Origin of the sequence: Lacticaseibacillus sp. 866-1 (assembly GCF_016861825.1) — a bacterium.
Classification (GTDB): Bacteria; Bacillota; Bacilli; order Lactobacillales; family Lactobacillaceae; genus Lacticaseibacillus.
Genome location: NZ_BOLU01000004.1, coordinates 55,938 through 75,938, shown reverse-complemented (window position 1 = coordinate 75,938; position 20,001 = coordinate 55,938). Strand labels below are relative to the sequence as shown.

Sequence of the window (20,001 nt, the reverse complement as noted above, 5' to 3'; positions counted from 1 at the left end):
CAGAGTGCTTAATACGCAAAAGCGCTGAATTACTTGATTTCTTCTGGGACCATCTTGACTGGGCGGGTACCCATCCAGCCGGAGATTTCCTTGAAGGTGTCGGTGATTGCCTTGGTGCCTGGGGCCAGGAGCTTGCGAGGGTCATAGCCCTTGCCTTCCTGATCCTTGTTGGCAAGGATGTATTCGCGAGTTGCCTTAGCAAAGGCCAGCTGGCATTCGGTGTTGATGTTGAGCTTAGCGATCCCCATGGAGATGGCCTTTTCAACCTGGTCCTGAGGGATGCCTGAACCACCGTGAAGAACCAGTGGCAGGTCAACGGCGTCAGCGATTTCTTGCAGACGGTCGAAGTGCAGGCCCTTCCAGTTTGAAGGGTACTTGCCGTGAATGTTGCCGATGCCGGCAGCCATGAAGTCGATGCCAGTTGCGGCAAGGGTCTTGGCTTCTTCAACGGAAGCAAGTTCGCCTTCGCCGATCACGCCGTCTTCTTCACCGCCGATTGAACCAACTTCGGCTTCAACGGAAATGCCCTTGGCGTGAGCCAACTTAACGATTTCCTTGGTCTTCGCAAGGTTCTCGTCGAATGGCAGGTCGTGGCCGTCGAACATAACGGAGTTGTAGCCGGCAGCAATAGCTTCCTTAGCAGCTTCGAAGTCACCGTGATCCAGGTGAATAACAACCGGAACGGTGATGTTCATGGACTCAGCTTCAAGCTCGATCAAAGCCTTGCAAAGCTTGTAGCCGCCCATGTACTTAGCAGCCCCCATGGATGTTTGGATCAGGATCGGAACATTGAGATCCTGGGCGCCTTGAAGCAAAGCGCGAGTCCATTCGAGGTTGTTAGTGTTGAACGCACCAATAGCATAGTGACCCTTACGAGCAGCTTGGAACAATTCTGTGCCGCGTACAAATGGCATAAGTGTAATTCCTCCTATTTTTGAAAAACAAGATTTTTAACGCCTTAAGTGTAACATAGATTTTCACGGATGACGATTGCCATTTACTGGCCCTTTCAACCGAATGTAGTTAGTCAGGCGTACAGCACCTTGCTTGTTTTCATTGACGTGCGGCTTGGCTCGATTTGTCACAAATAAGCGCACTCATCAGCGGGTTGACCGCTTGCCACCCTACTGACATGCGCGTGACTAATCAGAAACATTGTTTGTAGGAAATAAAAATATCAGAGAAAGTGAAGAAACTAGTGCTCTGAATTCTTTACTTAATTCCAATTCAAAGCTGGTTCTCACTATTGATCCCAACTCTATAATTATAAAGCTCTAATAATCCATTAGCTTATTAGATAATCCCAATTATTCTACTTGTATCAAACATGAAACTGTCGGGATATTGGCTATAATGACGGCCTTCCTAAGGGGAAGGGCGAACATCAATGAAACAAGTAGAACGGACAGATTTAATGGCAAGGCTGCGCGATGCGGGGTGGTATTATATGATCTACAAATCGAGGAAAACAATGTTTTAAGCCACCACTACGGTGTTGAGCCTTGTACTCGGGACAGTTGGGGGGCAGGGGTCAAGCGGTCAAAGTTGCTGGGCTCAAAGGGGATGCGTCGGTTGTTCAGACGGAAAAACGTGAAGCTTCTGTCTCTTTCAGAGTGATTGGGTTTGACAAGTATCAAAACGCGATTTGGCAACTACAACTGACCGGTGCAGCAGCAGCTGCTAGTCGGCCGGCTTTCATCGTCGAAATGCCAGATTCGTGGGCGAACGATTAAATGTCTGAGGTTTTGAGTAAACGAAACGTTGGGACTACTGACGGGGCCACTTGGCAGCGTGGCCTGACCATCAACTGCGCTAATACCCAGGCCCTCCAGGCGAGAATCGCGGCCAAGTATCCCAATTACGCCATTTTTTGGCCTACTAACCCAGTGTTCCACGTGATCAGTACGCACGAAGCCGCAACCAAGGTGACCACGATCCAGCCACTGAATGCTAAGGATTTAAACGAAACAATTGGTGCAGGCACACCTGTGTCTTTTTCTCGCCCTCGTACACGATTCATCCCGATTACGGCGTTCAGTATACCGTTAGCTCAGGCACCGCTGGCTGGCGTGCAGAGACCGAATTTAACGGTTTGACCACCGATAGTAGAGCCATCCCAGCCGGCCAATCAATTAAGGCTGTCCTGCAGGCGTTTGTCAGTGATCCAGCAGATACGCCAGCAACGATTGAGGTGCCCGTTGATCTGCTTCCTGTAGGCCAGGTGTTAGATAATCCGCCATCGGTGAGTGCAAGCGACTATTACGACAACATGGCCAAAGGTAAACCGCCAGGGCCCAATCCGGGCACTCAGTCCGAACATCCGACCGATAAGCATCGGTTAAACAGGATGATCACACTGACAAACTGTCAACTGGTGAGAAACCTGACTCTGATACCGAGACTCAACCACGGGTACCTGATGATGGCGCCTCAACAAGTCAAGCCGGTCATGGTGACGGTCGGCAGTGCCCTGCCGGCGCGCTAACTAGCCAAGGAGCCCGCTGTAGAAGCAAACGGATGGAAATGCGGTCAAAACAGGTGCGGCTTGCAACCGTCGTAAGGTGTCGACGCTTTCTGAAACTGGGAATGACAATGCGCGTGCAGTCACACTTGGGGGCGCACTGGCAGTCTCGCTGCTTGGTGCAGCGGGTATTCGGCGCAAGTGTGAAGCAAACCAGTCCAGCATGTTCCAACTGAATGACACGGATCAAGAGGTTTCCACCACTACCGGCAAGTCGGTAATGACGGGGTCTTTATTCGTTGCCTTTTACTTGTTTTCGTTGACAGATGTAAACGAAGTGCTATACTGAAATTAAGGTTTACAAATGTAGACGTAAGGGAGCAAATATGATGGACACAAAAATAGACGAAATCACGCCGAGCGAGTGGGACTTGATGCGCATTGTTTGGACCAAGGGCAGTGTGCAGACGAGCGAGCTGCTTACGCTGCTTCAGCGCAAGCGCGACTGGTCGGATTCGACCATCAAGACGCTGCTGGGTCGGCTGGTCAAAAAAGGCCTGTTGGCCACGACCAAAGAAGGCCGCAAGTTTGTCTACCACGCCACGGTTGAAGAAGCCGAGGCGATGGACGAAACTGTCACGGAGCTATTTGCCCACCTGTGCGCGATGAAGAAGGGCGAGACGCTGGCCAATTTGATCGAAAAGACGCCACTGGCGGCAAAAGACATTGCCCGCCTTCAAGACATTTTGGCTGCAAAAGCGAAGACGGCGCCGGAGAAGGTTCCGTGCGACTGCTTGCCGCCGAACCCGAATGCGACCCCCAATGCTGACTGCGACTGTTAGGAGGAACTACCTTGAAAGAAACTGCGAAAAAGATTGAGACCACCGACCACCAGGCTGCTTCGGCGGCTCACCACAACGCCAAGCACGCTGCAGAAGCCACGATGAGCCATGGGACTGACATGGACGACATGAGTGACATGAACATGGCTGAAGATGCGGATATGGCAGGAATGGACATGGATGACATGGACATGGATATGCCAGGCATGGGCCACATGAACATGGGCGCCTTCAAGCAGAAATTCTGGCTGTCGCTGGTCGCAGCGATTCCAGTGTTCGTGCTGTCCCCATTCATGGGCTTGCACCTGCCGTTCCAGTTCACTTTTCCGGGCTCCGACTGGCTGGTGCTCGCGCTGTCGACCTTCCTGTACTTTTACGGCGGGCAGCCGTTTCTGAGCGGCGCTAAAGGGGAGCTCAAGGACAAGGCACCAGCGATGATGACCCTGATTGCAATGGGCATCAGCGTTGCTTACCTCTACAGTGTGTACGCCTTCGTGATGAACCACTTCGTGAGCCCAGGCGCGCACACGATGGACTTCTTCTGGGAGCTCGCCAGCCTGATCGTCATTATGCTGCTGGGTCACTGGATCGAAATGAATGCGGTGATGAACGCTGGCGACGTGATGTCGAAAATGGCGGCGCTGCTGCCAGGCTCAGCGCATATGCTGCAGGCGGACGGGACCACGGCTGACATCGCGCTGGCTAAGCTGCAAGAAGGCGCTTCGGTGCTCGTGCAGGCCGGGGAAAAGATTCCGGCTGACGGGATTGTTAAGGCCGGAACTAGCGCGGTCAACGAGGCGCTGGTCACTGGTGAGGCCAAGGCCATTGAAAAACACGTCGGCGACCAGGTGATTGGCGGCGCGGTCAACGGCAATGGGACGCTCACCGTCCAAGTCACCGGGACCGGCGAATCGGGCTACCTGGCGCAGGTCGCCAAGCTGGTGGCCGACGCGCAGGCCGACAAGTCGCGCGCCGAGACGATGGCAGACGTCGTGTCGCGCTACCTGTTCTACGCGGCGCTGTTGATTGGGCTGATTTCATTCTTCGTTTGGACTGGGATCGCCGGCCTAGACACGGGGCTCAACCGGCTGGTGACGGTGCTGGTCATCGCTTGCCCTCACGCGCTGGGCTTGGCGATTCCGCTGGTCGTGGCGCGCTCGACAAGTCTGGCCGCTGGCCGGGGTCTGCTGGTTCGCAACCGCCAGGCGCTGGAAACCGCCGGTAAAATCGACACCATGCTGATGGACAAAACCGGCACGTTGACCGAAGGCACGTTCAAGGTCAACGCGGTTGAGTCCTTCACTGACAGCGCAGACGAGAACACAGTACTGGGACTGTTTGCGGCCCTCGAAGCTGGCTCAAGTCACCCGCTGGCCACCGGCATTCTCGCTGAAGCCAAGGCACGCAAGGTTAAGACCCCGGCGGCCGAGAATGTGCAGACGCTGCAAGGCGTCGGGCTGCAAGGCACGGTCGACGGCACCGAATATGCCATCGTTACCGCCAACTACTTGAGCGAGCACGGCATCGGCTACGATTTGGATGCGTTCGACAAGCTTGCCTCAGCCGGCAACTCGATTTCATTTTTGCTGGCGGGTCAGACCGTACTTGGACTGATTGCACAGGGAGATGAAATCAAGCCGGATGCGCAGGCACTGATCGACGGGCTGCGCGCGCAAGGCATTGAACCGGTGATGCTGACCGGGGACAACCAGGCGGCCGCGGCCGTGGTGGCGCATCGCTTGGGCGACATTCAGGTTCACGCCGAGCTGAAGCCGGAGGACAAGGCCAAAATCGTGCGGCAGTATCAGAGTCAGGGGCACAAGGTCGCGATGGTCGGCGACGGCGTGAACGACGCGCCGGCCCTGGCTCGAGCAGAGATTGGCATCGCGATTGGCGCCGGCACGGATGTCGCCATCGATTCAGCGGATGTCGTGCTGGTTAAAAGTGACCCGCAGGACATCCTGACGTTCCTGCATCTGGGTCGCGTCACGACCCGCAAGATGATTCAGAACCTCTGGTGGGGCGCTGGTTACAACATTCTGGCGCTGCCGCTGGCGGCCGGCGTCTTGGCCGGGATCGGGATTATTTTAAGCCCGGCGGTCGGTGCGCTGGTCATGTCCGCGTCCACGGTGATCGTGGCACTGAACGCGATGAGCTTGAAACTTTAATCTTGCAGTTTTGAAGATCCGGCACGGCCAAGCGGCCTGCCGGATTTTTTGGGTCTCGATGCGATAAGATGGGCGAGTAAGCGATTACAAAATTATCTTGTTTTTTTCGGCCAGTCAGGTAGACTGTAAGGCTACGAAAGGGGGCGGGGTATGCAACCGCTGAAAATCGGAATTCTGAATGTCATGCACGACAAAGCCGAAACTAATGCGCGTTTTACCAAGGTGCTGACGCATGCCGGCGTGCCGGTCGAGCTGCATTTCTACTACCCTAAAACACACTACCCTGGCGGCGTACCGGCTGACGTCAGCCGCATTCTAGCGCCGCTGGATCTGGCCGCCGCGGCTCGGATGGACGGGTTCATCATCACCGGAGCCCCAATCGAGAAGTTCGCTTTCGATTACGTGACATACATCGACGAGGCGCGGGCGCTGATGGACGTCCTGGCGGCACGACGAGTGACTCAGCTGTACTTGTGCTGGGGCGGGATGGCCGCGCTGGATCATTTTTACGGCATTAAGAAACACATGCTGCCCCACAAGCTGTTCGGCGTGTATCCGCACCACCTAATCGCGCCATCGAGCTTGCTTCAGGGCCTACCTGAAGGCTTTTATGCGGCGCATGCGCGCTACGCCGAAATGGACCGCGCCCAGATCGAGGCGGATCCGCGGCTGCGGCTGGAGGCCACGACCACGGCCGGCGCACTGTTTTTGGCGGGCAACCGTCAGGCGCGACAGACCTTCATGTTTGCCCACCTGGAGTACGGGCAAAAAGGGTTACTGCACGAGTACCAGCGTGAGGTCGCGGCGCATCCGGATCGGTTCTACCGTAAGCCCGAGAATTACTTTGCGGATCCCGCGACCATGAGTGGGCCACAGTTTAAATGGGAACAGACCCAGCACGTCTTTTTCGACCAGTGGGTGGCGCGTGTGGCGAAGGAACAACAAGAAAAGGAGCGCATTTTATGATTGCAAACAACATTACGGAATTGATTGGCAAGACTCCGATGGTCAAGCTGAATCACGTGGTGCCAGCCGGCGCCGCGGACGTTTACGTCAAGCTGGAGTTCTTCAACCCCGGCGGCTCCGTGAAGGACCGCATCGGGCTGTCCATGATCGAAGCCGCCGAGCGCAGCGGCGCGCTCAAGCCAGGTGGCACGCTGATTGAGGCCACGTCTGGCAATACCGGCATCGGCCTGTCGATGGTCGCCGCGGCCAAGGGCTACCACATGATTATTGTGATGCCTGACAGCATGAGCATTGAGCGCCGTGCGCTGATCCAGGGCTACGGTACCGAGCTGATTCTGACGCCGGGCGCCGATGGCATGCCTGGCGCAATCCAGAAGGCCAAAGCACTGGCGCAGGCACATGGCTACTTCATGCCAAGTCAGTTCGACAACCCGGCCAACCCCGACATTCACGAGAAAACGACCGGCGAGGAGATCATCGCGGACTTCGGCGGTAAGACGCCGGACGCGTTCGTTGCGGGCGTCGGCACCGGCGGCACACTGACCGGGGTCGGTCGGGCCCTGAAGAAGGCTAACTCAGCCGTGCAGATTTACGCGCTGGAGGCGGCCGAAAGTCCCGTGCTCAAGGACGGCCACGGCGGCAAGCACAAGATTCAAGGCATTTCCGCCGGATTTGTCCCAGCCGTTTTGGACACCAGCTTGTACCAGGATGTGGTGGAGGTCACTTCTGACCAAGCCTTCGCGATGGCCAAGCAGGTCAGCCGCGAGGAAGGGTTCCTGCCTGGCATTTCCGCTGGCGCGAACATTTTTGGCGCCATTGAGCTGGCCAAGAAGCTGGGCGCGGGCAAGACCGTGGTCACCGTGGTGCCGGATAACGGCGAGCGGTATTTGTCGACCGACCTGTTCAAGTTTTAATCTTATTTGAGCCAAAAAATCAGGACTCTCCCGTGTCTTACTGGAGAATCCTGATTTTTTATTGGTTTGATGACAGTCTGTTGATACAGTGAGCTATCCAGCACATCAATTAATGGTGATTAGTACTTGCGGAGAGTGCAATTGCTTGATAGCCCGGATTTTGCACAACAAACGCCAGCGCAGCTAATGCACACGCCCCTCGAGCGGCACGGGTGTTGTCATACTTAACGACCTCCACTGAAGTATTTTTCTTCGTTGGAATAAACCGGAGTTGATTATTGATGGTGGCGAGAACCTGGTCGCTAAAGGCGGGATCTTGGAGCAGTCGACTATTAAGGTAGATGGCGTCGGCGTCAGACATCATCAGTAAGTTGGCGACAGCGATTGCCAAGTAATGTAGGCCATCTTGCAGCATCTTAGTGATGTAGGAATCGCCCAGCCTGTATGCCGCGAGAATGGTGTCCAAATTGATTTTATCCGGTGATTTGACCAAAGAGCGGAGAACAGTGATTGAAGAAGATTGGTAGAGGTCCCTGGCACGCTTAACCAGCCAAGTTTCGGAGATATAGGTCTGGAGACAGCCACGCTTCCCACACTCACACTGAAAGCCTTCCGGATCGACGACTGTATGACCAATTTCACCAATATAGTAATTGCGCTTTGGATGTAAGCCCTTCGATTGAAGAAAAGCACAGTATAGACCAAAACCTGCATGCATGAACAGAAAGTTCTCGGGCGTGCTTTCGACGTCAAACAGGTATTGGGCCATGGCCATGCACTCAACGTTGTTCTCTGCGACAATTGGCAGATTGATATCAGCCGCGATGATTTTAAGGTCAAAGCCTTGCCACATTTGATTGTTTGAAATAAGCGTATGATTCTCCGAATCGTAATGTCCGGGAATCGAGAGGCCAACCCCAATAAAGTGTCGCTCTGGATGTGCGCTGACCAAGTTGTTGATTGCATTGGCCACGCTGCGGTTGAGCGATTGGCCTGCAATCTCCTCATACGGTTGATAAGAGTGATCGATATGATGCCCGGTCAGGTCGGTCGCGTAGGCGGCAAACCCAGCCAGAGTGAAATCGACCCCGATCAGACAGCCATAGTTCGGGTCTAGTGAAATGATTTTTTGCTTTCGTCCTGAACCAGTAGCCCGCGCAATTTCTTCTCCGGTTTCTACTACCAGATGAAATGAAATGAGCTGAGCAATCACGGCCGAAACCGTGGCTGGTGTAATGTTGAGCGTCTGCGTAATGTCGGTTCTGCTTGCTGCAGGGTGCCTGTACAGGTACTGAACGACGTTGATCTGGTTAGTATTAAACGAATCTGCCATTATGATGTCTCCCTTAGTTCAAGTTTATCTTTAGAAAATAAAAAAATCAAATGATTCAGTTGACGCTGCAATATTGGACTTAAATTGGCAAATGCAAGCCATTACTTGCACGGTTTAAATTTTAAAAGGTAAAAAATTGCATTGACTAATAAGCGCTTTCATTATAGTATAAGTTCGGATTTAAAAATAAAAGGGAGATGTCATTATGCACGCGTTTATGGCTTTTTTGCAAAATAAGCTAGCTCCTTTGGGTGAACGTATCAGTAAACAGCGTCATCTCAAGGCGTTACGTGAAGGTTTTATGCTGGCGATGCCGCTGGTCTTGATTGGTTCGATTTTCCAAGTAATTGTCAGCTTTCCAGTGACCAGTTGGACTAACTGGCTCCACCAGGTTGGGATGGATGTTGTCCTCAATAATTTGGTCAGCAATAGTTTTGGATTAATTGCCTTATTCACATGTTTCGGGGTGGCCTATCGGTTGGCCACTTCCTATAACACAGATGGCCTATCGGCGGGTGCCTTGGCGCTGGCAAGTATGTTGCTCACAACACCGTCACTCACTGATAAGACTGGGGCAGCAGGTATTCCTTACGCTGGCTTAGGCGGCCAGGGGTTGTTCACCGCAATTATTGTCGGTTTCATTACCGCAGAAATCTTTCGTTGGTTCATTCAAAAAAACATTACGATCAAGATGCCGGACAGTGTCCCGGATGTGGTCGGTAAGTCATTTATGGCACTGGTGCCAGGCACTGTCATTTTGATTTTCTTTGAAGCAGTGACCTGGACTATTCGTACTGTTGGGATTGGTAGCCTGAACAATCTGCTTGCCATCATTATCGGTAAACCACTCAGCTTGATTGGCGGCTCATTGGTCGGCACATTTGTTGCGATCCTGCTCAACTCTCTGTTCTGGTTCTGTGGCGTCAATGGTGGTCAAATTGTGAATACCGTGATGCAGCCAATCTGGTTGCAGTTCACTGACGCTAACCGGGTCGCGATGGCTCAAGGGGCTGCGCACTTGCCAAATATTATTACGCAACCATTCATTGATCTGTTTGTTTACATGGGCGGTGGCGGTGCGACCATCGGACTGGCTCTTTGCTTAATGTTCTTCAGCAAGAGTCATGAGTACAAGACACTGGGTAGAATTTCTGGGATTCCTGCCATTTTTAACATCAATACTGCGATCCTATTCAGTTTTCCGACAGTTTTGAACCCTATTATGTTGATTCCATTCCTGCTGGCACCACTGGCAAACGCAACAATTACCTATTTTGCCATGCTGTCAGGGCTGGTACCTTTAACCACTGGGGTCGTGTTGCCATGGACCATGCCGCCGATTATTGGTGGATTCCTTGCTTGCGGTGGCAGTGTTGCAGCAGCAATTCTGCAATTTATCTGTGTTGTGCTTTCTGTTGCCATTTACTACCCATTCTTCAAGGCTGCAGATAATGCGCGGCTCGAGGAAGAAGCCAAGGGCAAGACAGCGCCAGTAAAGGGGGCCGAGGTATGAGTATCACCATCTTTTCAGACCGGCAGAATCAAACAACCTTGTTTGCGAATCAAGAGGCACAGTATTACTTTAGCAAGATGACCGGGGAGACAACTAAAGCAGTCGAGAATTCTCAGGCCGCCGATATTGTTTTGAACGTCGCTCCGGATGATCAGGTCCTCGATCACGCGCGTTATGATCAGGTCGGCGGCAAGGTGACCATTGTCGGTAACCGTCCTGTGGCTTTACTAATTGGACTCTATCAATATCTACATGATCAAGGTGCCCGCTTTCTGAGACCGGGACGTGCCAATGAGGTGGTTCCCAAGCCTGGCATGGCAATGCTTCAGACAGAGCAGCATTATGATCACACAGCCAGTTATAAACATCGTGGTGTTTGCATTGAAGGTGCGGATTCCCTTGAAAACATTGTCGATTTTATTGATTGGCTGCCAAAAAATGGTTTCAACAGCTTCTTTATCCAGTTTGCTAACCCATACACGTTCCTGAAACGTTGGTACAGTCATCAATTCAACCACTCCTTAACAGGAAAAGACCTCTCAAATGATGAGATTCGTGAGATGAGCGCAAAAGTTGACGCTGAAATTGCCAAGCGAGATTTGCGGCATCACCGGGTTGGCCATGGCTGGACCGGTGAGGTGCTAGGTTACTCTTCCGAGTTTGGCTGGGAGGATGGCAAAAAGCTTCCCGAGTCCAAGAAGTCATTGGTGGCAGAAGTCAATGGTAAGCGCGACCTGATCCAAGGCACACCAATTTTTACTAATCTTGACATGTCTAATTCGACGGTTAACCAGAAGATGGCGCAGGTAATTGTTGACTATGCTAGACAGCACTCAGAGGTCGACTATCTGCATGTCTGGCTTTCAGATGGCGATAACAACGTCTGCGAATGTGATGACTGTCAGAAGGTGCTGCCGTCAGACCAATATGTTGAGTTTTTGAACTACCTGGATGAACAGCTAACAGCGGCCGGGTTAAACACTAAGATTTGTTTTCTGCTTTACCACGAGCTGTTATTTGCCCCGGAAAGTGCGACAATTGAGCATCCGGAACGCTTCGTGATGATGTTCGCGCCAATCAGCCGGACTTTTGAGAAGAGTTATGCGGATGTCGATTACGCGCATGGCATTCCCGAGCCCACTCCATACGTTCGTAATCACACGACCCTGCCGAACTCGTTGGAGGAAAACTTGTCCTTCTTGTTCGCCTGGCAAAAGATGTTCAAGGGTGATAGCTTTGTTTATGATTATCCCCTTGGTCGTGCGCACTATGGGGATTTAGGCTACATGAAAATTAGCCAGATCATCAGCCGCGATGTTCAATACTTGAGTAAGTTACACCTAAACGGCTATATCAGTTGTCAGGAGCTGCGGGCTGGTTTTCCAACGACGCTTCCAAACTATGTCATGGGTCGGACGTTGTGGGACAAGTCCTTGTCCTATCAGACGTTGCGAGATGAATATTTTAAGGCTGCATTTGGTTCTCGCGCACATCAAGTGGTTGACTATTTGGAACGAATTTCCGCTCTGTCGAGTAGTGATTACTTCAATGCAATCGGGCCTCGGGTGAACGCCAATCAAGCGGCTCACTTCACCGCCATTGTTGATAATATGACGAAATTTTTGCCTGAAATTCAGGCAGGACTTGCGTCCTCAACAGGGGTTTCTCACCAGAATTGGCGAATTCTGGACTATCATCGCCAAGTATTCTCTAGGCTCGCGCATGCGCTGGCATTGCAAGCTGGGGGACATCAGCAGGAAGCAGAACAAGAATGGATTGAGTTCGAGGACGCAATCAAACTTCATGAACCGGCCTTTCAGCAAGAACTCGATGTTTATCGAATCACCGAAGTGGCAACCAACTACGCCGGTTTTAAGAACCGAGATGATTAATGAAAGTTAAGTCTCAAAATAATTGAAGACACAGATGCAATAGCATAGGTCTGTGATTGACATGCCTGCCCCGATTTATCTCCGGGGCAGGCTTTTGTTTGGGCACATGGCCAACCAGGAATAATTGAGATAGCGAACAGAATTGTCATGTCACCCCGTTGCAATCGCTTTCGGGGTATACTACCGGAAAGAGGAGTTGATGGGGATGAAAGGGGAACACTTACCAGCCCAGATCAAGACGGTCTGGCGCACGAAAGCGCTGATTGACGGCGCCGTTTGGCTGGCAATCACCATTTTTCTGGTGGTGGCGTGGCAGTTGTGGCACTGGCCGTGGTGGCCGGCCGCCATCACCTTTGCCGCGGCGATTTTGCACGCGGGGATCCACCTGGTGCTGATTCCGTACCGGTATCAGTTCTGGCGTTATCTGATCACACCAACCGCGGTGTATTTGCGCAGCGGTTACATTTTTCGTTCGGAAAAGGCGGTGCCAATCAGCCGCATTCAAAACGTCACGCTGGAGTCTGGGCCAATCATGCAGTGGCAAGGGCTGCAAGAGGTGCAGGTACAAACGGCCTCGACGACCGATTCGATCGCCGGCGTGACGCAGGAGGTGGCGGCCGAGCTGCGGGACCGGATCATGCAGCTGGCGCAGGAGGCCCGCGATGAAGGATGAACGTCTGCCGCGGGCCGCGCTGATTTTGATGCTCGGCCAGAGCCTCTATAATAGCGTGATTTATGTCATTGGCCTGGTCGTGATCGGGTTTCGGGACCGGGCCGATGGCGGCTGGATCGTCTGGCTCTTGGTCGGGGCTGGCTTCCTTCTGGTGGTCGCCAGTACCTTGGTGCGGTACCTGCGGTTTACCTACCGGCTTGCCGATTCCCAAGTCGTCATCAAATCTGGCCTGTTTGTGCGCAAGACCCGCCATATTCCATACGCCAAAATTCAGACGCTGCGCCACCAGCAGTGGTTTTTCCTCAAACCATTCAACTTGGAAAGTCTGGTGATCGAGACCTCCAGTAAGAATGGCAAGGAAGGCGAGGCGCAGCTGTACGCCGTGGCCCCGGCAGTGGGCGCGGAAATCGAGGCCCGGCGGAAAATGATGCGCGGCGAACAAGCTGCTGTGGCTCAGGCGGCTGCAGCCGAGGCGGACATCGCCGGAGCGGAGGATGCGCCAGTTGCAACTGTCAGTTCTGCTCCGGCTGAAGTCGATTCGCGAACCGCGCGCTACACGATTTCCGCCCATGACCTGAACGTCTACGCCCTGACCTCGCTGGGGTTTATCCCGATTCTAACTGGGGCGCTGTGGCTGTGGGACAAGTTCGACGACATCGTGCCTAATGGCTGGGAGCGCAACATTGATCACTACATGGCGCAGCTGGCCGCCGCGGCCTTGCTGGCGCTCATCGTGTTCGCACTGATCATCGGCATCCTGATTTCCTACCTACGTTTGCTGCAAAAATACTACCAGTTCACCCTGACGCAAAATGGGGACACGCTGACCGCGGCCCGTGGCCTGCTGAAGCGGACGCAGGTCAGCACGCGGCTGCACCAGCTGCAGGCGGTGCGCTTTTCCCAGACGGTACTGCGCCAACTGTTTCACCTGACTACGGTGCAGGGGCTGATCGCCTCGAATGCGTCAGACGACGAAACCTCTGATGCGATGGTCCTGATGCCGGTGGTCAAGGAGGACCAGACGCTGCCGACCATGCGCCGCTTCATCACATGGCTGCCGGCCGCGGTGCCACCGCTGCAGCCGGTCCAGCGTCGCCGCTATTGGTACTACATCCGCAACTCGGTGCTGACTGGGTTGGGGCTGGCGGTCGGGCTCTCGCTCGCGATTTATTTTTGGCAGGCGAAGTGGCTGGCCATCGCGATTGGCCTCAGCCTGGTCTGGGTGGCCTTCACCGCCTTTCAAGGGACGTACGCCGCGCGCAACGCCGGGGTGAAGATTCTCTCGCCAGATCTGCTGGTCCTGCAAAAGGGCGGCTGGTGGCGCCGGCAGCGCTTCTTCGTGCGGCGTGCCAACATTCAGTCGCTGGAGGTCAACACCAGTTACTGGCTGGCCAAGAAGCAGGTGGCCCACCTGGTGGTCAACGTGCGCAAAGGCGACGGCAACGAGAACATCGAGGTCAGTTACTTGGAACAGTCGATTGCCGACGCAGTGCGCGCCTGGTATCGCCCGGCCGATTTTCAAGGCGGCGGCCTGCAGTAGGCAGAAAATGAAGGCAAGCAAATAGGCATCTCGGCGGTTCGGCCGGGATGCCTATTCGATTCTAGTGAAGCTTATTTTGCCAACTTGGCGGCGTCGATGATGGCCTTCAGGTAGCCTTGGGTGTCGGCGAAGGTCGCACCGGAGACAACATCGGTGATGTCGCTCTTCTTGGTCTTGCCATCGAGCGTTGCGGTTGCGGCCTCAAGTTCGGCAATCGTCTTGCCCTTGGCGAAATCGTTGATGGCGTCGGCGTTTTCCTGCCAGGTGTGGGTCGCCTTGGCTTCCTTTTTCATCAGGTCGGAGTACGCCGTGTCATTGGCGCGCTTGGAGCCGAGGACGGTGCCGGCCTTTGTGGTCTTGCCAAAGTCGCTGTCGGAATTCGGCACGCCGCCGAAGCTGCTGCTTGGCACGTACTGGAACTCGTCGACGAAGGTGTCGGCAATCTTGTCGCCTTGCATCGCCACGGTCACGATGGCGAAGGACTGCTTGCCGTGAGGGGCGGCAAGGGTCTGGCCGGTCACGATATTGTTGTCCGTCGTTTCGATGCCGGTGGAGACCATACCGGTGGTCGCCGCGTCGTAAATGGACTGCAGATAGCCCTTGGTGTCGACGAAGGTGGCGCCGGAAACCACGTCGCTGACCTTCTTGGTTGCGGCCACGTCGCCGACTGCGGCCTTTACCTCGTCAATGGTCTTGCCCTTGACGAAGTCCTCGATTGCCGTCGCGTTCTCCTGCCAGGTGTGAGTCGCCTTGGCTTCCTTTTTCATCAAAGCGGAGTACGGCTTGCTGTTTTGGTACTTGCCGATCAGAATCTGGCCCTTCGGAAAGCCCTTGCCGAAGTCCGAATCGCCGTTTGGCACGGCGGTCCAGTCGGCGCTTTTGGCCACGTACTGGAACTCGTCGATCTTCGCGTTGACGATGGTGTCCCCGTTCAGGGTGACCGTCACGGCGGCGAATGACTGCTTGCCGTGCGGTGCTGCGTACAGCTGGCGCATCACCAGGGTGCCTTGGCCCGGCACGGTCGCGTCCTTGACGGCGCCGGTGCTGATTTTCACTTTGGCCGCTTTGGGCGCGGTCTTCGAGGTGCTGGTCTTGCTGCTGCTATCAGACGAGCTGGAGCTGTTGCCGCATGCGGCTAGGCTAAGTGTCATGAGCACGGTCGCCCCGATAATCGTGATCTTCTTCATAAAAAAGTCCTCCCTATAAAAGCGTTTTCATGGCTTATGTGAAGTGTATCACAGTGAGCGCCCTGAGCACCAGAGAAAAATTCAACGGGTGAATCAAATACCGCTGAAGGCGTAAAAAGACGCCTAGCCGCTCGCGAATCGCTGGCGGCAAGACGTCTCATGTTGGTTAAATGACCTTATTCAAGAATAGGTTGAGCTCATCGAAGACATCATCGAGGTAACCCTTAGCGTGGCGACTGCCGGTCACCGTCCGCAGGGTGAACGGCACCTGAGCCTGACTCAGCGCCTTGCCCATTTGAAACAGGCCGCTGGTTGGCACGAACTCGTTCAGCGAGTTGGCTAGGTACAGCGGGCCGGTTTTGGCGGTGACACGCGGCGCGGGTGTTGCTTTCGCGTAGTCGGCCGGGGCGATGTAGTTGGTCATGAACCATTTGTAAAACGGATCGTTAGGCCCGTCCTGATTAATGGTCGCGCTGGCCCGCTGGTTAAAGTCACTGGTGTCGCCTTCCGCCGCGTCGACGGCCTCGTGCTTGCTCAGCCAGTCGCCGATGTCCAAAATGCCGGACAGCGAAATGGCGGGGATGCCGTACTTGATGGCGAGCTCGACTGACATGTTGCCGCCGGCAGAGCTGCCGACCGCCGCCAGGTGATTTTTATCAAACGGCAGCTGGGCGGTTTTGACCCAGGCCATCAGCGTGTCCATGTCGTCCTGGGCTGCCGGGTAGTGGAAGGCTGGGGCGATGCGGTAGTTCGGTACCAGGACCACGTACTGGCGCGCCGCCCAGCGCTCGGCCCAGTCCTCATCCTTGGCCTTGTCGCCGCGGAACCAGCCGCCGCCGTGGATCTGAATGATTCCGCCGCGCGCTACGCCGTCCGGCCCATAAAGGTCCAGGGTCAAGTGGTTGGCCGCGTCGTAAACGACATCATGTTTGATTTGCATGCTACCACCTCCAGGGTCAGCTTAACCGCGATGGCGCGAAAATTCAAAAATTTTGGCTTGCACTGAGGCAAGGCCGGCCGCTTGACAGCGGTGCGCCATTTCGTATGATTACCTCAAGGAGGCGGGGGCAATGCAAGACGAAACGATTGCGGTAATGGCTGATGTGCACGGTAACCAGACGGCGCTTGAGGCGGTGCTGGCCGACGCGAAAAAGCACGTCGCCACGCGGTACTGGTTCCTGGGCGATTTGTTTCTGCCCGGACCCGCCGACGTGGCGCTGATCAAGTTGTTGGAAACAGTTCATCCCGATGTGTGGCTGAATGGCAACTGGGAGCTGGACATGTATGCAATCATGGCGGGCCGGTTCCATCTGGACAATCCGGGGGATGTTTACGTGGCGCGCCTGGTCGAATACGCGTGCGAGCATGTCAGCGCCGCCCAATGGCAGGCGCTGCAGGTGCATCCAATCGCCGGCGAGCGCACAGTCAACGGCCTGAAAATCGGCGTGGCGCACAATCAGCGCACGCGTCCCGGCGGCCGCGACCTTTACCCGACGCAGCCGCAGGACCATTTTGACCAGTTCCTGACTGCAGACCAGGACCTCGCCGTGTACGGGCACACGCACCAGCAGCTGATGCGGCCGACCTCTGCAGGCCAGCTCGTGGTCAATCCCGGTGCGGTCGGCCAGCCATACTCGCCGTGGCACAAGTTTTTCGCCGACCAGCGGGCGCATTACGCGCTGCTGCACGTCGACCGCCTCGGCCGCGTGGACGTTGAGTTCCGTAAGGTCGAATACGACATTCAAAAGGAGATTCAGCGCGCGATTCAGCAAAACGTGCCATACCCTGATCTGTACCGGCACCTGCGCGAAACTGGCGAGACGTCAACGCACGACCTGCCGCTGCTGCGCCGGGTCAACGCCGAGCACGGGTACGTTGAACAGGTCGCCAAGTTTTTCCATAAATAATCGCAAACAGCGCCCGCCATCGCTTAGGGATGACGGGCGCTGCAGTGTCTAAACCTTGCTGTAATAACCAAAGAAATCGTAGCTCATGTCGACTTTCAGGCCGTGAAAGTCGGACGTGAACTGCCAGGTGCCCACGTTGTTCACGCCGGGCTGGTTGGCCTGGTAGCGGGCGATCCAGAGGTTCAGCTTCACCAGCTGCGCCAGGTTCACGCGCTTGTACCAGATCCAGCTGGCACTGGTGTACAGGTCGACTTTCGAGTAGCCGGCCTGCTTCAGCGTGGTGATGAACGCGGCCACGCGCGCAGTCGTATCGCCTTTGATACTCGCGTCCTCCAGATCCAGCGCCATTACGCTGGTGTGGTTGAGGCCGCGCAGCTTAGCCGTGGCGGCGAAGTAGCGCGCCTCGGCCTTGGCCTGGTCGACGGTTTGGAACTTGGCGTAGTGGTAGCCGTGAACATGCATGCCCGCGGCCCAGGCGTTTTTGATCTGGGCCGGCGCCTTCGGGTTGCGGTAGCTGGTCCCTTCAGACAGCTTGACGATCACGGCCTTGGTCCCGACTTTTTTCAGGGTCTGGAAGAAGACGGCGGTGTCCGGGTTCCAGGAGGAGACATCAGCGACTAGTTCAGCCATTGAGTTCACTTCCCAACTTCCCGACGGCGGCGATTTCCTTGGTCAGCTTGGTGACCTCTTCAATCAGCACGTCGAGGCGATGCTCCACACGGGTGATCAGCAGGTACGCAATCACCACGCCGCTGGCCTGATTGATGAGGTAATTGGTGAGTTGTGCATCCATATTTTCTCCTTGGGTGGCGCTGACTTAAAGTTAGTATCTCACGTTCGTAAAAAAATGCCAACCGTTTGGGCCGGCATTTACGTAATTGACATAAACCTTTTTGCACAAGGCTGCCGCTTCGGCTTTTGGGAAAAACTTCAAAGCGGCAAGCTAGGGCTGCTGGCGACACTTGGGCGGGGCGGCTAGTCCAGCTCGGAGGCCGCCGCAGTCTGGTGCTGGCGGACGAAGTGGATCGTCAGACCAATCGCCAGGCCGACCAACGCCGGTGCGACCCAGCCCAGGCCGAGACTGGCAAACGGCAGGTAGGCATCGCGCAGGTGGGTGACCGCCAGCCCGAACGCACTTTTCGAAACGACGGCCGGGAACGAGGCGACCATGTCAAACAGCGCGGGCACAACGGTGAAGGCAACGACGAAGCCGTAGACGACCGGGTCGCGGTGGAACAGGTGCGAGGCAACGGACAGGCCGATCAGCACCATCGCCAGCGGGTACAGGAACATCAGCATTGGCGTCGACCACTGGATGATGGTGTCCAGGCCGAAGTTCGCGGTCAGGAACGACGCAAAGCTCATCATCGCCAGCCAGGCGCGGTAGCTGACCTTGGGAAAATGCTTGTGGAAGTCCTGCGCGAACGCCGCAACCAGGCCGACCGCAGTGGTCAGGCAGGTCAAGGTCAGCATCGCGGCCAGCAGCGCGTGGCCGCTGGCGCCGAAGTAATAGGTGACAATTTGGTTGAACGCGGTGCCGCCTTCGGAGCTGACGGCGAAGCGGTTGACGGACATGGCGCCCAGCCCGATCAGCAGGAGGTACACGAGGCCGATGGCGGCAGTGGCAAGCACGCCGGCCTTGGCGGTGAACTTGGCGACCTCGCCGTCTTTTTTCAGGCCGAGGCCGCGCACCGCGGTGACGACCGTGACCCCGAAGGCCAGGCCGGCCAGCGCGTCCATCGTGTTATAGCCCTGCAAGAAGCCGTTCAGAAAGCCGGCAGACTTGTAATCAGCCGTCACGGCGGCGGCCCCGACGCTGCCCATGCGGTTCAGGTAACCGGCGAAAAACAGCACGAACAGTAGCACCAGGAAGGTCGGGTTCAGCACCTTGCCAACCGCGCTAGTGATTTTATTTTCCTTGTACGACAGCAGGAACGCCGCCAGGAAAAACAGCGCGGAGAAGACCAGCAGGCCGCCTTGCGCCGCGGCTTTTGGCAGCATCGGCGCGACCCCGGTGGTGAAGGCGACCGTTGCCGTGCGTGGCGTGCCGAACAGCGGGCCGATGGTGGCGTGGATCAGGATCATGAAGGCTAGGGCGAACCACTTGCCCAGCGGTCGGCCGACGTCATAGACCCCCTTGGCGTGCGTGGCGGAAATGGCGAGCACCGACAGCAGCGGCAGGACTACCGCGGTCACCAGAAAGCCCAGTGCGGCCGGCAGCCAGTTGGCCCCGGCGAGCTGGCCAAGGTGCAGCGGGAAGATCAGGTTGCCGGCGCCGAAGAACAGGCCGAACAGCATTGAAGCGACCACCACATAGTCGCGCGTTTTCAGTTTTGGTTCCGTCAATGAGTCCATCAAACATTCCTCCTGCGCTAATGCGCTTGCCATGAGAAAAAGAAAAAGCACCCCGATCTCCACCTGGAGATCAAGGGTGCTTGTGCACGTTACCACCTTGAGTACGCGAAACTGTCGCCAGCTTCGCCTCGACATGTACGGCCCGCAGGCGATACACGGCCACTGTAATGGGTGGCAGCCATGACCCGTTACTCTTGGTTCGGGGCCCTGCTCGAAAGGGATATTCACCGACCGGGCCCATGCTTCCTTG

17 protein-coding genes are annotated in these 20,001 nt (G+C 55.6%); 10 read left to right on the top strand and 7 right to left on the bottom strand.

The genetic code is table 11. From position 1 onward, the window contains the following. Positions 1–29 precede the first annotated feature (29 nt). On the bottom strand, positions 30–914 hold the full coding sequence (gene fba, locus JUE30_RS02570) for a class II fructose-1,6-bisphosphate aldolase (protein ID WP_203623490.1): 885 nt from the start codon (positions 912–914) through the stop codon (positions 30–32). A gap of 1,178 nt (positions 915–2,092) precedes the next feature. On the opposite strand from fba, the gene JUE30_RS02565 reads away from it, so the two are divergent. The 5 genes from JUE30_RS02565 (at position 2,093) to cysK (ending at position 7,351) form a co-directional block, all read left to right on the top strand. Further along, on the top strand, positions 2,093–2,485 hold the full coding sequence (locus tag JUE30_RS02565; protein WP_203623489.1) for a hypothetical protein: 393 nt from the start codon (positions 2,093–2,095) through the stop codon (positions 2,483–2,485). A gap of 362 nt (positions 2,486–2,847) precedes the next feature. After that, positions 2,848–3,303 (top strand): CopY/TcrY family copper transport repressor, encoded by a 456-nt coding sequence (locus tag JUE30_RS02560; protein WP_203623488.1) that lies wholly within the window; start codon positions 2,848–2,850, stop codon positions 3,301–3,303. Between the two features lie 101 nt (positions 3,304–3,404). Further along, on the top strand, positions 3,405–5,471 hold the full coding sequence (locus tag JUE30_RS02555) for a heavy metal translocating P-type ATPase (protein WP_374706446.1): 2,067 nt from the start codon (positions 3,405–3,407) through the stop codon (positions 5,469–5,471). Positions 5,472–5,621: 150 nt separating this feature from the next. Further along, entirely contained in the window at positions 5,622–6,437 is an 816-nt protein-coding gene (locus JUE30_RS02550; RefSeq protein WP_203623487.1) for a homoserine O-succinyltransferase, read from the top strand. After that, positions 6,434–7,351 carry a cysteine synthase A gene (cysK, locus tag JUE30_RS02545; protein ID WP_203623486.1) on the top strand — a complete coding sequence of 306 codons (918 nt, stop codon included), beginning with the start codon at positions 6,434–6,436 and terminating at the stop codon, positions 7,349–7,351. Before JUE30_RS02550 ends, cysK begins: the two co-directional genes overlap by 4 nt. 109 nt (positions 7,352–7,460) lie before the next feature. Here cysK and JUE30_RS02540 read toward each other — a convergent pair whose 3' ends face one another. After that, positions 7,461–8,684 (bottom strand): ROK family transcriptional regulator, encoded by a 1,224-nt coding sequence (locus tag JUE30_RS02540; protein WP_203623485.1) that lies wholly within the window; start codon positions 8,682–8,684, stop codon positions 7,461–7,463. A 205-nt stretch (positions 8,685–8,889) separates the two neighbouring features. On the opposite strand from JUE30_RS02540, the gene JUE30_RS02535 reads away from it, so the two are divergent. From JUE30_RS02535 to JUE30_RS02520, 4 genes are all read left to right on the top strand, one after another. After that, positions 8,890–10,197: a PTS sugar transporter subunit IIC gene (locus JUE30_RS02535; RefSeq protein WP_203623484.1), complete on the top strand. Its 1,308-nt coding sequence runs from the start codon at positions 8,890–8,892 to the stop codon at positions 10,195–10,197. Beyond that, complete coding sequence (locus JUE30_RS02530; RefSeq protein ID WP_203623483.1) at positions 10,194–12,089, top strand: DUF4838 domain-containing protein; 1,896 nt, start codon at positions 10,194–10,196, stop codon at positions 12,087–12,089. Before JUE30_RS02535 ends, JUE30_RS02530 begins: the two co-directional genes overlap by 4 nt. A 205-nt stretch (positions 12,090–12,294) precedes the next feature. Next, complete coding sequence (locus JUE30_RS02525) at positions 12,295–12,762, top strand: PH domain-containing protein (protein ID WP_239061345.1); 468 nt, start codon at positions 12,295–12,297, stop codon at positions 12,760–12,762. After that, positions 12,752–14,302, top strand: coding sequence for a PH domain-containing protein (locus JUE30_RS02520; RefSeq protein ID WP_203623481.1), 1,551 nt, complete (start codon positions 12,752–12,754; stop codon positions 14,300–14,302). The genes JUE30_RS02525 and JUE30_RS02520 overlap by 11 nt, the downstream gene beginning before the upstream one ends. A 71-nt stretch (positions 14,303–14,373) precedes the next feature. On the opposite strand, the gene JUE30_RS02515 is transcribed toward JUE30_RS02520, so the two are convergent. Next, positions 14,374–15,489, bottom strand: coding sequence for a peptidoglycan-binding protein (locus JUE30_RS02515; protein WP_203623480.1), 1,116 nt, complete (start codon positions 15,487–15,489; stop codon positions 14,374–14,376). 166 nt (positions 15,490–15,655) lie between these two features. Beyond that, entirely contained in the window at positions 15,656–16,429 is a 774-nt protein-coding gene (locus tag JUE30_RS02510; protein ID WP_203623479.1) for an alpha/beta hydrolase, read from the bottom strand. Between the two features lie 130 nt (positions 16,430–16,559). Between JUE30_RS02510 and JUE30_RS02505 the strand changes: the two genes are divergently transcribed. Next, positions 16,560–17,396 carry a metallophosphoesterase gene (locus JUE30_RS02505; protein ID WP_203623478.1) on the top strand — a complete coding sequence of 279 codons (837 nt, stop codon included), beginning with the start codon at positions 16,560–16,562 and terminating at the stop codon, positions 17,394–17,396. 48 nt (positions 17,397–17,444) lie between these two features. On the opposite strand, the gene JUE30_RS02500 is transcribed toward JUE30_RS02505, so the two are convergent. The 3 genes from JUE30_RS02500 to brnQ form a co-directional block, all read right to left on the bottom strand. After that, positions 17,445–18,026, bottom strand: coding sequence for a GH25 family lysozyme (locus JUE30_RS02500; RefSeq protein WP_203623477.1), 582 nt, complete (start codon positions 18,024–18,026; stop codon positions 17,445–17,447). After that, positions 18,019–18,189 (bottom strand): YvrJ family protein, encoded by a 171-nt coding sequence (locus JUE30_RS11215; RefSeq protein WP_225350801.1) that lies wholly within the window; start codon positions 18,187–18,189, stop codon positions 18,019–18,021. Before JUE30_RS11215 ends, JUE30_RS02500 begins: the two co-directional genes overlap by 8 nt. Positions 18,190–18,371: 182 nt before the next feature. Next, on the bottom strand, positions 18,372–19,751 hold the full coding sequence (gene brnQ / locus JUE30_RS02490) for a branched-chain amino acid transport system II carrier protein (protein WP_203623476.1): 1,380 nt from the start codon (positions 19,749–19,751) through the stop codon (positions 18,372–18,374). Positions 19,752–20,001 lie beyond the last annotated feature (250 nt).